This window comes from Novosphingobium sp. KN65.2 (genome assembly GCF_001368935.1).
In the GTDB taxonomy this organism is placed as follows: Bacteria; Pseudomonadota; Alphaproteobacteria; order Sphingomonadales; family Sphingomonadaceae; genus Novosphingobium; species Novosphingobium mathurense.
On the sequence record NZ_CCBH010000068.1, the window covers coordinates 47,200 to 60,824 of the forward strand.

10 protein-coding genes are annotated in these 13,625 nt (G+C 61.4%); 8 read left to right on the forward strand and 2 right to left on the reverse strand.

What is annotated here, in order from left to right; translation table 11 throughout:
* Positions 1-288: 288 nt before the first annotated feature.
* From SPHV1_RS02640 to SPHV1_RS02655, 4 genes are all read left to right on the forward strand, one after another.
* Positions 289-2,472 carry an FAD-dependent oxidoreductase gene (locus tag SPHV1_RS02640; RefSeq protein ID WP_082430747.1) on the forward strand — a complete coding sequence of 728 codons (2,184 nt, stop codon included), beginning with the start codon at positions 289-291 and terminating at the stop codon, positions 2,470-2,472.
* Positions 2,473-2,613: 141 nt separating this feature from the next.
* On the forward strand, positions 2,614-3,087 hold the full coding sequence (locus SPHV1_RS02645) for an Lrp/AsnC family transcriptional regulator (protein WP_054944536.1): 474 nt from the start codon (positions 2,614-2,616) through the stop codon (positions 3,085-3,087).
* A gap of 1 nt (position 3,088) precedes the next feature.
* Complete coding sequence (locus tag SPHV1_RS02650) at positions 3,089-3,568, forward strand: Lrp/AsnC family transcriptional regulator (RefSeq protein ID WP_054944537.1); 480 nt, start codon at positions 3,089-3,091, stop codon at positions 3,566-3,568.
* Positions 3,569-3,716: 148 nt separating this feature from the next.
* A complete protein-coding gene (locus SPHV1_RS02655; RefSeq protein ID WP_054944538.1) occupies positions 3,717-4,235 on the forward strand; it encodes a flavin reductase family protein in 519 nt (172 codons plus the stop codon).
* A gap of 123 nt (positions 4,236-4,358) precedes the next feature.
* On the opposite strand, the gene SPHV1_RS02660 is transcribed toward SPHV1_RS02655, so the two are convergent.
* Positions 4,359-6,446, reverse strand: a complete 2,088-nt coding sequence (locus SPHV1_RS02660; protein ID WP_231634443.1) for a TonB-dependent receptor — start codon at positions 6,444-6,446, stop codon at positions 4,359-4,361.
* A 205-nt stretch (positions 6,447-6,651) separates the two neighbouring features.
* Between SPHV1_RS02660 and SPHV1_RS02665 the strand changes: the two genes are divergently transcribed.
* The 3 genes from SPHV1_RS02665 to SPHV1_RS02675 all read left to right on the forward strand — a co-directional run bounded on the left by SPHV1_RS02665 (position 6,652) and on the right by SPHV1_RS02675 (position 9,218).
* Positions 6,652-7,275 carry a TetR/AcrR family transcriptional regulator gene (locus SPHV1_RS02665; protein WP_054944540.1) on the forward strand — a complete coding sequence of 208 codons (624 nt, stop codon included), beginning with the start codon at positions 6,652-6,654 and terminating at the stop codon, positions 7,273-7,275.
* A gap of 110 nt (positions 7,276-7,385) precedes the next feature.
* A complete protein-coding gene (locus SPHV1_RS02670; RefSeq protein WP_054944541.1) occupies positions 7,386-8,357 on the forward strand; it encodes a 5'/3'-nucleotidase SurE in 972 nt (323 codons plus the stop codon).
* Positions 8,358-8,435: 78 nt separating this feature from the next.
* On the forward strand, positions 8,436-9,218 hold the full coding sequence (locus tag SPHV1_RS02675; protein WP_054944542.1) for an SDR family NAD(P)-dependent oxidoreductase: 783 nt from the start codon (positions 8,436-8,438) through the stop codon (positions 9,216-9,218).
* A gap of 66 nt (positions 9,219-9,284) precedes the next feature.
* Here the strand turns inward: SPHV1_RS02675 and SPHV1_RS02680 are convergent, their stop codons facing one another.
* Positions 9,285-10,760, reverse strand: a complete 1,476-nt coding sequence (locus tag SPHV1_RS02680; protein ID WP_054944543.1) for an NAD(P)/FAD-dependent oxidoreductase — start codon at positions 10,758-10,760, stop codon at positions 9,285-9,287.
* A gap of 399 nt (positions 10,761-11,159) precedes the next feature.
* On the opposite strand from SPHV1_RS02680, the gene SPHV1_RS02685 reads away from it, so the two are divergent.
* Positions 11,160-13,586, forward strand: a complete 2,427-nt coding sequence (locus SPHV1_RS02685; protein WP_231634445.1) for a TonB-dependent receptor — start codon at positions 11,160-11,162, stop codon at positions 13,584-13,586.
* Positions 13,587-13,625 lie beyond the last annotated feature (39 nt).

A 13,625-nucleotide genomic window follows, 5' to 3' on the forward strand; every position in this document is an offset into this window, starting at 1 on the left:
GTTTACGCTGATCGTGTGCGCCCAGATGCCTGACCCGACGCCGACAGGCGTTACGACTTTGCCCACCGGCCTCGCAGGCACGGATTCTCTCCACGCCTGACACTCAAGGCGGATGACATCACGCCCAGATGTACGCGTTTTCAGGTATTCTGACGCCAATAATGCACATTTTGCGTTACTATAAAGCTTGTTTATTGCGTTTATTTGATTTCCGGCTAGAACCGATCTCACGCAGGCTGCGGCAACGGACGCAGTATGGAGAGGCCCAGAGGGCGGAGCAAAAGTATCGTGGCGTCAAACCAGTTTCCTTATCTCCTGTCGGAGGGCCGCATCGGTTCGATGACATTGCGCAACCGGATCGCAGTTACGGCGATGGGCGTTAGCCTGTCGGAACCGGACGGAACGGTTGGCGAGCGCCTGATCGCCTACCACGAGGAACAGGCGCGCGGTGGCGCCGGACTGATCATTTCAGGCGTTACCGGGGTGGCATGGCCGGTCGGCGCAGTGTCGATCAACCAGACCGCCATATCCGACGACCGCTTCCTGCCCGGGCTGCAAGAGCTGACCCGCCGCGTGCACACGCACGGGGCCAAGATCGCCGCGCAGCTCCACCATGGCGGCCTCGTCGCCGCCCATTCCGCTTTCGCTTATGGCGAACCGCTCTGGGCACCGGGATTTCCGCCCAATCCCAAAGGCAATTTCACCGACTACTTCCTGATGGAGGAACTGGCCGGCATGCAGGGCCTGCCGGTCCCGCAGATCAAGGTGCTTGAGAAATCCGACATCGACCTGGTCGTTCGGCAGTTCGCCGAGGCAGCGCGCCGCGCCAGGCAGGCAGGATTCGACGGCATCGAAATCCACGGTGGCCACGGCTACCTCCTGTCTTCGTTCATCTCGCCCTATTCGAACAAGCGCACAGACGAGTATGGCGGTCCTCTCGAAAACCGCGCGCGCTTGGCGCTCGAGGTGATCCGCGCCGTTCGTGCCGAAGTGGGCCCCGACTTCCCCGTCTGGATGAAGATCGACTCCCGCGAGGTCGGCAAGGAAGGTGCCATCACCATCGATCTTGCGAAGGACCTTGCCAGACTGGTCGAACGGGCCGGCGCCGACGCGATCACCGTCACCGCCTACCATGAGACGGGCAACGGCAAACTTCATTCGCAATCGCATACCCCGCAGATAGAGGCATGGAACCTGGAGGCGACGGCGCAGATCCGCTCTGCCGTATCGATTCCGGTGATCGGCTCGGGCCGGGTCGAACCCGAAGTCGCGGACAGGGCCATCGGCAAGAGCGAGCTCGATTTCATTGCGATGGGCCGCAAGCTGCTGGCCGATCCACACCTGCCCGCCAAGCTGACACGGGGCGCTCCCGACGAAGTGCGTCCCTGCATCTACTGCTACACCTGCATCTCGGCGATCTACATGGGCGAGGAGGTGCGATGCGCGGTGAACCCCGACCTCGGCTTTGAATCGCGATGCCGCAAATCCGCTGGCGCAGCTCCGCAAGTCCCGCAAGCCGAACGCATCGCCGTCGTCGGCGGCGGACCGGGCGGCATGGAAGCAGCCCGCAGGCTGGCAGCGCGCGGGCGCAAGGTAACGCTGATCGAGAAATCGGATCGGCTTGGCGGAACGCTGCGCTTCGCCTCGCTCGCCTATGAACCCAACGAGCGCATCCTCAACTGGCTGCGCCGTCAGGTCGCCGAAGCCGGTATCGACGTCCGCCTCTCCACCGAGGCGACCCCCGAGCTTCTGGCCGGCCTTGGCGTCGAGACGGTGCTCGTCGCGACCGGCGCCGTGCGCGATATGCCGCCCCTGCCGGGCAGCGACCTGGAGCATGTCTATTCGGGCGACGACATGCGCAACATGATGCTGGGCGAGACGACCAGCGAACTCAAGCGCAAGACTTCGCTGTTTTCGCGCATGGCAACGAAGATCGGCGCAGCGACCGGCGCGAGCGCGAACCTGTCGCTGGTCCGCAAGGCCACACGGACCTGGATGCCGCTGGCCGATGAGATCGCCATCATCGGCGGCGAGCTGGTCGGGCTGGAACTGGCTGAATTCCTCGTCGAGCGCGGTCGCAAGGTTCACGTCATCGACGAGACCCCGCGCATGGGCAAGGGCCTGATGCTGGTGCGCCGCATGCGCATCCTGGCCGAGCTTGCCGAACATGGCGTTGGGCTTCATGCCGGCGCATCCGACATCGCCATCACCAAGAATCACGTGACCTTCACAGATGCGTCCGGCGAGAACCGATCCGTGCGCGCAGGGCACGTGATCGTCGCGCGCGGCGCACATGGCGATACCTCGCTGGCGGAAGCGATCGAGGCCGCCGGCATGAAAGTGCATGTCTTCGGCGATGCCACCGGCGTCAGCTACATCGAAGGCGCCATGCGCGGCGCCGCCGATGCCGTGGCCCAAGTCTGCGGCTTGGAACCGGCCCGCGCAAAACAGGGAGAACTGACCCATGGATGATCGCATCGCCCCCGCACGAGGCCCTGCCCTGGCCCCATCGCGTACCGGGAAAGTCTGAAAAAGCCGGTGCCACGGTTGACGAAGGGGGCAGCGACGCGCAAATCATCGGCGCGTAAGGCAAATCAGGTACGCCCGGGGGATATGAGCCAGTCGTTCAGTTTCGATGCTACCGATCACGCGATCGTCGAGCAACTGCGTCTCAATGGACGTGCCAACAACCAGCAGATCGCTGAAACGCTGGGTCTTACGGCCACAACGGTTTCCACGCGCATCAAGCGCATGGAAGACGCCAACCAGTTGCGCGTCGTCGGCGTCTCGGACTTTTCGGCGCATGGCTTCAACGTGCTGATGAAGATTGCCATCGAAATCGATGGCCGCCGTGCGTCTGACGTCGCCCATGAACTTGCCGAGCTGCCGGAGATTTTCGCCGTCCATCTCGTCACTGGCCGCTACGACATCGACGTGCTGGTTGCACTCAAGGAATTTTCCGAACTCAATGCGTTCCTGTTCGATACGCTCTCGAAAGTTCGGGGCATCCGCTCGATGACCCCGGCCGTTGTCGTCGACGTGGTGAAATACCAGTTCGACGTCGCCCCGATCGAAGAGGGCCAGTAACATGAGCGATATCGTCCTCGACGAACTGGACCAGGATCTGATCCGCCTTCTGGCCCGCGATGCGCGCGTGTCCAACCGGCGGATCGCGACCGACCTTGGCGTGACCGAAGGCACCGTACGCGGTCGCATAAAAAGGCTGCAGCAGGACGGACTGCTCGCCTTCACCGCCATCACGGGATACGAGATTGCCAGCAAGACACGCCTGGCCTTCATCAACGTCCAGGCGGAAGTGGACCGGGTCCGCGAAGTGGCCGACGCCATCGCCCAGGTTCCGCTGATCAATGCCGTCCTGCTGACCATGGGTCAGTTCAACATTACCGCCTTCGGCCTGTTCGAGGAACTTGACACGCTGGTCGAGACCGCCTCCGACCGCATTCTCACGATCGAAGGCGTGCATCACGTCGAGACTTCGATTGCGGTCAAGACGATCAAGTACAACGCCCGAATGGCGAAGATCACCAAGCCCGGCGAATCCGACTGATCCTTTCCACCTGACTGGCGGGATAACCGGCCCGCGACCTTGCGCGCCCGCAATTGACGATTTGCGTTAGATATGCTCTATGATACAGTGCAAGAATTGCCTTAATCGCATTTGATTGCCGATTTTGCGTACCAAAGGAGGCACGGTCATGCAGCAAACAGAAAACTCCGCCTTTGCAGACCAGATGAAGCGGGTCCTCAGGCACCTTCCCGCACCGGTCGGCATCGTGACCAGTTACGATCCCCAGACCGAGGAACCCGTGGGCCTTGCGATGTCGGCCATGATGCCGGTTTCGCTCGAACCTTGCGCGATGGCGATAGCCATCAACCGCTCGGGCTCCGCTCATGACGCGATGATCCGTGCCGGCCGTTTCTGTGTGAACCTGCTGGCAAGCGAGCACCACGCCGCACTGGAGCCCTTTGCCAGCTACCATGGCCGCGACCGGCGATTTGTCGGCCCCGAATGGCAGCGCTCCGGCAAAGTCTGGTATATCGATAGTGCGCCGGCCAACCTGTTCTGCGAGATAGGGGAATGCCTGCCTTTCGGCACGCATGACGTGCTTGTCGGCAAGGTCTACGACCTGCGTTCGAACGGGGGTCAAGAGATATTGGGCTGGGCCAATGGCAGCCTCGGTCGCCTCGCTCCGATTACCGCCAAGGCTGCCTGATCCAAACAAGGCTTCGCACGAAAGGCGGGATCGTGATGGCCCCGCCTGCAGCCAGTTCCCCTAACGGAGCACAGCCACGAAAGGGCCGCGACCATCAGGAGGATGATCGCGGCCCTTTCCCTGTCAGTATTTGAAGGACAGCTCCACGCCGTACGTGCGCGGCTGGCCGAAGAAGGCGCTCGGAACACCGGCGTTGAAGTGGTCGGCGTAGTAGACCTTGTCGGTCAGGTTGCGACCGAAGACGGCAAGTTGCCAGTTGCCGAAGCCGACCGGAATGTCCGACAGCGTGATACGACCGTTAAGCAGACCATAGTCGCCGATGATATAGCGCGGGTCCGAAGTCGACGAGGAATAGCGGCTCTTGGTGAAGTAATCCGCATAGATAGCGAAGGTCCCGATGGGGCTAGGCGGGAACTCGTATTCCACGCTGGTCACTAGTGTATGCTTGGGTGCCTGGATGTAAGTGAACTGCGCAGTGACATCATTGCCCGCGCCGTCGACGATGCGATCGTACTTGGCATCGAGGTAGGCATAGTTGGCCGAGATCGTCAGGCCGTTCGTCGGGCGCAGCGAGAAGTCGAGCTCGAAGCCCTTGATCGTTGCCTTGCCTGCATTGAGCACGTCGGTTCGGGCGATGTTGTTGGGATCGGACTGCACGTTGACCTGGATGTCGTCGTACTTGGTGGTGAAGAGCGCCGCATTCACCCGCAGACGCCGGTCGAGCAGTTCCGATTTCACGCCGAATTCGTAAGAGGTCAACGTCTCCTGCCCGAAGCCCGCGTTGAAGCGATCGACCGAACTGGCGCGCACATTGAAGCCACCGGTCTTGTAGCCGGAAACGACCTTGCCATAGATGCTCGTGGTGTCGCTCAGCGCTAGGCGCAGCGAGGCGCTGGGACTGAAATTCTCGAATGCGCGATCACCGTTCCCCGGCGCACCGACGATGGGGTCGCCCACAGAAGGCACCGCCACGTCCTGCAGGGTCGCCTTGCGCTCATCGCGCGACCAGCGACCGCCCAGCGTGACGAAAAGCCGATCATCGAGGATAGCCGGGTTGTACGTAGCCTGTGCGTAGACGGCATAGGCCCTGTTATCGATAGTGACGGTGCGTTCGCTTCGCGGGCGCCCGGGAACAACCGTGGTGTCGAAGCTGTGCGCGCTCTCATCGAAATAATAGAGACCCAGGACGTATTCCAGCCGCTTGTCGAAGGCGCTGCCGATCAGTTGGAGTTCCTGACTGAACTGGTCCTGGCTGGAATCGAAGGCCGTACGGAACAACGGGAAAGGTCCGAAGACACCGCTGTGATAGTCCTGCATCGTGCGATTGCGCAGCTTGCGGTAGCCGGTGATCGACTTGATCGTGACGTCATCCGAGACATCCCAGCTTGCCGTCAAATTGTGCCCCTGCGACACGACCGCATTGGCCTGCAGGTTGCTGACCGATGGCGAGCCTGCGGTGGGACGGTCGGCCATTTGCGGATAGAACGGGACGTAGGCGATGAATGCCGGCGTATCGTCGATTTCGGAACGATCGTAAGTATAGCGCACCTGCACCGTATCGCCCGGCTGCCACAGGGCCGCTGCGCGATAGCCGTCGCGGCGCTGATCCCCGAAGCGCTTCACGCCCGTTCCCAGGTTGTCGACGTATCCATCGAGCTGCGCATGTAGATAACCCAGTTCGACCGCCAGCGTATTGCCTACAGGAATGTTCACGCGGGTGCGCGAGCGGAACTGATCGTAGTTGCCATAAGTCAGCTTCTGTTCGAATCCGAACTGGCCAAGCTCGGGCGCACGGGTAATGAAGTTGATTGCGCCGCCGGTGGCATTGCGACCGTAGAGCGATCCCTGCGGACCGCGCAGCACTTCGACCCGCTCCAATTCGGCGACATCGGAGGCAAGACCCTGGCTGCGTGCGACATAGACGCCGTCGATATAGACCGCGACGCTGGGGTCCATGGTGATCTGGTCGTCGTTGTTACCGACCCCGCGCATGAACACGCGCGCAGTAATCGCGCTGTTCGGGTGAGGCGTTACCTGCAGGCCCGGCACCTGGGTCTTGAGATCGGTAAGGTCGGTAACGCCCTTGTTTTCAAGGTCCGCGAGGCCGAGCGCGACGATGGAAACCGGCACGTCCTTGAGCGACTCTTCACGCTTCTGTGCGGTGACCACGATTTCGTTAAAGCCCGATTCGTTGCCGGCTTCTTCAGCCATTGCAGGAACCGCCAAGGCCATCGTCGCGGCGCCAGCGCACAGAAATGCGCGGGTTTTTGAAAAGTGTTTCATGCATCCTCCCAATGCGTATCATAAAGCAGCATTGCTTACGCATTTGCTTTTCTACCTACATGAAGGTAGAAAAGCAAGCGGTGCTTCGACCGACTATCGTGTCCCGGTCGGATCGCGAGGCAGGGAGAAGTTAATGAAGGCAGCCAGAAACCTACGCGGCAAGGCAACACGCGAGGCGATCGTGAAAGCCGCTGAAACCGTCTTTGCCGACGTGGGATTCGGCGATGCACGCCTTGAAGACATCGCGCAGATCGTCGGCGTGCGCCGCCCTTCCATGGTCTATTACTTCGCCGGCAAGCAGGAGCTCTACGATGCCGTCGAAGCGGACATCTTCAATGCCATGCACGAGTTCTCGCGCGAGCGTCTGGAGACTATCACCGGTCCGTTGGAGCGCCTCATCGCGCTGACCGACGCCTGGCTGGATTTCATGGTTGCCCGGCCCACCGCTGCGCGGATCATCCAGCGCCTGATCGCCGATGTGCGTCCGCGCGGCGGCAATCCCATCGAGTTCTCGTTCGTGGCGCTCGACGATCTGGAAGCCATCGTCAACGAGGGGGTGGCGAGTGGCAGCTTCCGTCCGGTCTCCCCGATGTTCGTGCTGAACGGCGTGGCGGGAGGCATCCTCTTCTACGTGAACAACAGCAATCTTATCGGTGACAGCCGCCGCTATGAGCCGGGCGATCCCGACACCTTGAACGAATATCGCCGCTTGCTGCGCCGACTGATCCGGGCAGCCGTTCTTCAAGGCGAACCGTGATTGACCGAAATAACTGACATAAAACAGAAAAAGCTCGATCCTAGACGCGAGACGACTGGCCTTCGCAAGACATGCAAGGGCCCCATCAAACACAAGAAAGGATATACCCGATGCTGACGCGATTGCTGCTTGCAACCGCCCTTGTCGCCGCCCCCGCGCTCGCCGAGGCACGCAACATCGTTGTCTCGAACGACGACGGCCTCACCAGCAACGTGGTAGCACTGTACAAGGCGCTGAAGGCCGAGGGGCACGATGTCATCGTATCGATCCCCTGCACAGGCCAGAGCGGCATGGGCGGCGCCGTGAAGTTCATGCGCCCGCTCGGCCCGCTTTCGCAGGATTGCCACAATGGCGCTGCGAAGAAAGGCGCACCCGGCGTCGGCCCGATCGACCGCGAAGGAATCCCCGCGCAAGACTTCAACTATGTCGACGGTACTCCGGTGATGGCCGTCCTCTACGGGATAGATGTCCTGGCGCAAAAGCGTTGGGCGAAGGCACCCGACCTTGTCCTGTCCGGCCCGAACGAGGGGCAAAACGTCGGCCAGATCATCGTCAGCTCGGGCACTGTCAATGTCGTGCAATATGCATCGGCCCGTGGCATCCCGGCCGTAGCCCTCAGCGCCGGCGTCGGCACGACCGACAATACCGGCCTCGCCAATCCGCAATCCGCGACCGTTGCGGCGCTGTCTGCCGAACTGGTCGACGCGCTGGACGCAGGCGCGGCCGGCAGGTCCCTGCTACCCGCGGGCGTTTCGCTCAATGTCAACTTTCCCGATGACCTTGCAAAGGACAGCTGGAAGCTAACCCGCGTGGGCACCTACAACGCCTACGATGTCCACTTCACCGAGGACATGAGCCAGTCCCCCGTGGCGCGCGCCATGGGCGCGGGCGGACAGAGCCTGCCTGGCGTGGTCATCGATCTAAACAAGGCCGCCCCAACGCCCGCGCAGGCTCGGGACGAAAGCATCGTCGTGCGCGATGCCATTACCGTTTCGGTGATGCAGCCGGGCTATGGCGCGCAAGACAAACACACCACCGGCATTGCCCGCAAGCTCATCAGCCGCCTCTCGGGCAAGAAGTAACCCGACAGCTGTGCTGCGCGGCGCCACTTCAACGCAGCCTAGCCCCGCAGTACAACGACTCCAGGAAAGGTATCCGTTTTGACCAGCACGTATTCACCCAGACTCAGCAGCCCCGGCAACGCCGTGATCGTTACCGGCGGCGCCTCGGGCATCGGCCTTGCCTCTGCCCACGCCCTCGCCGCGGTGGGCCGCCCCGTAGCCATCTGGGACATCAACGGTGAGGCGGCAGAGCGCGCCGCCGCCCTCGTGGCACAAGACACAGGCACGAAATGCCATTTCGAAGAAGTGGACATGCGCCGGCTTGAGAACTTCGAGGCCGCGCTGGAACGGTGCCGCGCAGCTCTCCCTCCGCTGGGCGGCCTGGTTCACTGCGCCGGCGTCGTCGACACCGGCTCGCTGGAAGGCATCACGCCTGAGAGCTGGCAGACGGGCATCGACATCCACCTGCGCGCCCTGGCGTTCATGACCCAGGCCATGGCAGCCGACCTTGCGCGGAACCCGGGATCGGCGATCGTAGCCATCACTTCGATCAACGCCACGCTCGGCAACGCCATGAATCCGATCTATTCGGCAGCCAAGGGCGGCATGCTCTCGCTCGTACGCTCGCTGGCCGACCGACTGGCGCGCGACGGCATCCGGATCAACTCCGTATCGCCCGGCCAGATCCTCACCGCCATGATGCGCCCTGCAGTAGAGAACCTGGAAAAGGGCCACTTCGAGAAGCGTATCCTGCTTGAACGGCTCGGCGCGCCCGAAGAAGTGGGGCGCGTCGTGCGTTTCCTGCTCTCGGATGAAGCCAGTTACATCACCGCGGCCGAAGTGGTCGTCGACGGCGGCAACATTTCCTCGCAGCGAGGATAACCGGCAAGGCCGGAATCGAAAGGGGAGCCGGGCGCATAGCACCCGACTCCCCTTTCATTCGCCCGCTCAGGCAGCGATCGCGTAGTCTTCGAATTTCGGCACGGTCATGGCTTCGGCAAAGTCCTCGTAACCCCATGGCCAGCTTGACGGGACGCCGGTGGCATCGAGATACCAGCTCGAGCACCCGGATCCGAAGATCGTCGTCTTCGCTGCCGCGATGCGGCGCTCCTCGTAATCGGCATGGGCACTCGCCTTCGGAGCAACGGCGCGCGCTTCACCGGTGCGCAGGAGATCCATCAACTGGTCGATATAGGCCCACTGCCGCTCGGCAATGTCGATCAGCGAAAAGTTGCCGACTGGACCGGTCGGACCATTGAGCATGAAAAAGTTCGGAAACTCCGGCAGGGTCACCGCATAATAGGCACTGGGCCGGACCGACCAGAAATCATCGAGCGTCCTGCCGCCCTGCCCCGTCACACCGGCCGGCCGGATGAAGCGATCGGCACGAAAGCCGGTTGCCAGGATCAGCGTGTCCAGTTCATGGAAAGTGCCGTCGGCCATGCGCACGCCCTTGGGTTCGACCCGAGCGATGCCACCAGTTTCCACGAAGACCGCAGGGTGCTGGACCTCTTCGTAGTAGCTCCAGGAATAGATCAGACGCTTGCAGGCAGCGCGATAATCGGGCCGCAGCTTCTCGCGCAGCTCCGGATCCCGCACCGACGTCTCCAGGTTCTGCCTGCAGATCTCCTCGATCTCCTGCATCTGCGCTCCGTCGATATCCGTAATCGCGCGCGTGAAGCGAAGGACCGCGCCGAGGTATTCATCGCTGTAGCGGATGGCATCGATCAGCTTCGGATCGGCCCGGAAGGCGGCGCGTTGCTCGTCAGTGAACGCGAACTGCTGAACCGGCAGGATCCACTGCGGGCTGCGCTGGAAATGCACCAGCCGCTCGACCCGCCTGTTGATGGCGGTAACGATCTGGATCCCGGTCGACCCGCACCCGATCAGGCCGACGCGTCCGCCGTCTATCTTTGCCTCGTCATCCCAACGAGCCGTGTGGAAAGACTTGCCCCCGAAACTATCCAGCCCTTCTATTTCGGGCAGTTTGGGATGGTGCAGAACACCCGAGGCCGCGATGACCACATCGGCGACATAAGTCTCTCCCGATGCGATGGTCACGGTCCAACTGCTGGTCGCATCATCCCAATCGACTGCGGTGACCTCGCACCCGAACCGGATCTGATCGCGAATACCGTACTTGTCGGTTACCATCTCGAAGTAACCGTGGATCTCGGCACCGTCGGCAAAGTTGGCCTTCCAGTCGGGATAGGGCTCGAAAGAGTAGGTATAGGCGTGCGAGGGTACGTCGCAGGTCAGACCGGGATAGCGATTTTCGCGCCAGGTCCCGCCGATGCGGTCCGCCTTCTCGAACACAACGAAATCCTCGCCGCGCTGCTTCAGCTTTATTGCAGCGAGAATCCCCGCCATCCCCGCGCCGATGATTGCGCTCCTGATCGAACGCCTTGACTTGCCATCACTCATTGCATGTTCCCGTAATCAATTCTCCGGGGACTCTGGTAGGCTCTGGGTCGACTTCGGGCATAACCCATCAGGGTTATGCTCCGCGCAATTTTCTTTCTGCAATTGGCCGAACCACGTGCCAGGATAATGCAACCGCGCATTCTTCCACAGGATCGTATCGAAAGGCCCTTTCCCCAGCGCGTACGGGTTCGACGATTACACGTTCAGGCCGGCCAGTGCGATACGTGGCGAAAGTGCAACGGCGGCGCAAAAATTACAGCCGCCATGCACCTGCCACGCGCCAAAGGCGAAAGAACGGATTACATGTTCGTGCAGGAGGAACACAAAACCTGAAAATCCAATTCTCGTAGAACTATATACATAATATTCAATCATTTCTCCATTAGGGAGGGGAACGAAATGAATACGAGACTTCACAACAAGGCCATGTTTGTCGGCGGCGTCTGTTTCAGCCTGATCGCCTTTTCCGCTGCTGCTGCAGCGCAGGACGAAGCCAATCAGGGCGGCGGGGAAACCTACAACAACGAAATCATCGTCACCGCCACCAAGCGCAACGAATCCATCCAGGACGTTCCGTTTTCGATCAATGCTCAGACCGCAGAAGCCATGCGCCGTTCGGGAGCCACCTCGATCGAGGACGTTTCACGCTCCATCGCCGGCCTGACCGTCCAGAACCTCGGCCCCGGCCAGAGCCAGGTCTCGATCCGCGGCGTCTCCGCCGGCCAGGTCGTACGCGACCAGCCCGGTGTGAAGGAGCAGGTTGGCGTCTACATGGATGAATCGGTGATCTCACTGTCACTGTTCACGCCCGACTTCGACTTGTTCGACCTCGATCGTATCGAGACGCTGCGTGGCCCGCAGGGCACGCTGTTCGGTTCCGGCTCCGAAGGCGGCACGGTCCGCTATATCACCAAGCAGCCCAAGCTCGACATCGTCGAAGGCACTGTGGAAGCTGGTGCAAATGTGTTGAAAGGCGGCGATGTCGGATATGACGGCAAGGCGGCCGTCAACGTACCGCTCGGCGAAACCGCGGCGATCAGGCTTGTAGGCTATGCCGAACACTACGCCGGTTTCGTCGATGCGATCGGCCCGGCAGCGGGCAAGAACATCAACGATGGCAATCGCTACGGCGGACGTGCCAGCGTTTTGTGGGAACCGAGCCCGGGCATCAAGGTGACCCCGCGCATCATCTATCAGGATATCAAGACCAACGGCTTCAACCGCGAGGATACTTACCACCTCTACTACAATCCGCTGATCGATGCCTCGCAGATCCTTCCGGAGCGGACCCAGTACCTCAAGCTGCGTGAACAGTTCCGCGACAAGACGACGCTGGCGGACCTGACGATCAATGCAGACGTGACCGACACGATCGCCGTCACCTCGGTCACGACTTATATCCATCGCAACATTCTGGTCGCTCGCGATGCTTCGGCGCTGACCGGCTCGGTCTCCGTTTCGCCCTTCGCCCTTGACCTGGGTGTCGACGGATCGCTGGCGAACCTGCCTTCCGAACTGCGCGACAGAACGAAGCTCAAGCAATGGACCCAGGAACTGCGCCTGGCCTCCACCGGCACCGGGCCATTCCAGTGGGTGTTCGGCGGCTTCTACAGCCACGTCGACCGCACATACGCGCAGCGCCTGCCGACTCCTGGATACGATGCGATCGTCGACGCCACACTTGGTGCCGGAACTTCAGCCTCGGTCGCAAACGGCTTCCCAGCAGACTCGCCCTACAATGCCGACATCCCGTACATCATCAAGCAGGCGGCGGTATTCGGCGAGGCCAGCTACAAGTTGGGGCAGTTCAAGCTCACCGCCGGCGGTCGCTACTATGACTTCAAGGAAAAGCGCGACTTCGTCTCTGGCGGCATCTTCGCGAATGGCGACAACAATATCGGCGACAAGACCAGTTCCACAGGCTTCTCGCCACGCTTCATCGCCAGCTTTGAAGCCAGTCCGGACGTCACGTTGAACCTTCAGGCATCGAAAGGCTTCCGCCTCGGTGGCGTCAACGATCCATTGAATATCCCGCTCTGTTCGGGAGGAGCGACCGGTCCGGACGCAGCGACATACGGCAACCGCCCGACCTTCGACGACGAAACGCTGTGGAACTACGAAGGCGGCATCAAGGCGCATACCGGTGGCATCACCTTCAACGGTGCGGTGTTCCATAACGAGATCAGGAATCTCCAAGTCACCGCCGATGCCGGCAGCTGCTCTTCGCGCGTGCTGTTCAACGTACCCAAGGCCCATACGACCGGCGTCGAGGCCGAACTCGCGGCCCGGCTCATGGACGGTTTCGACGTCAGCGTGAACGGCAGCTACATCGATTCCAAGATTGACAGCACCGTCCTCGACGGTTCGGGTGCGGTCATCGCCGGTATCCGCAAGGGCAATCGCCTGCCGACTGTCCCGAAGTTCCAGATCTCGGCTTCGGCCACATACGAAACCGAGATCAGTGACGGCATCGACTGGGCCTTCACCGCAAGCTACCAGCACGTCGGCAATCGCTTCACCCAGCTTGCCGACCAGGAGTCGGGCGCAGGATCGTTTACCAATTCGATATTCTACGATCCCGCGACCGGCGCATTCGGAACAGGAGCCTATGACTTCGGATCCTATCGCCTTCCGTCCTACGATCTCGTCAATCTCTCGACGAGCGTAAGCCTCGACAACGGCCTGTCCGTGTCGCTCTACGTCAACAACCTGCTGGACAAGAACGCCCTGATGTCGCTGGATCGCGAACGCGGCGGCCGGGCGCGTCTCGGATATAACATCGGGAGCCCGCGCAAGATCGGGATGACGGTGCGCAAAGAATTCTGACCTGACGGAAACAAATCTGACCCCGGGGACTTCAAGGCA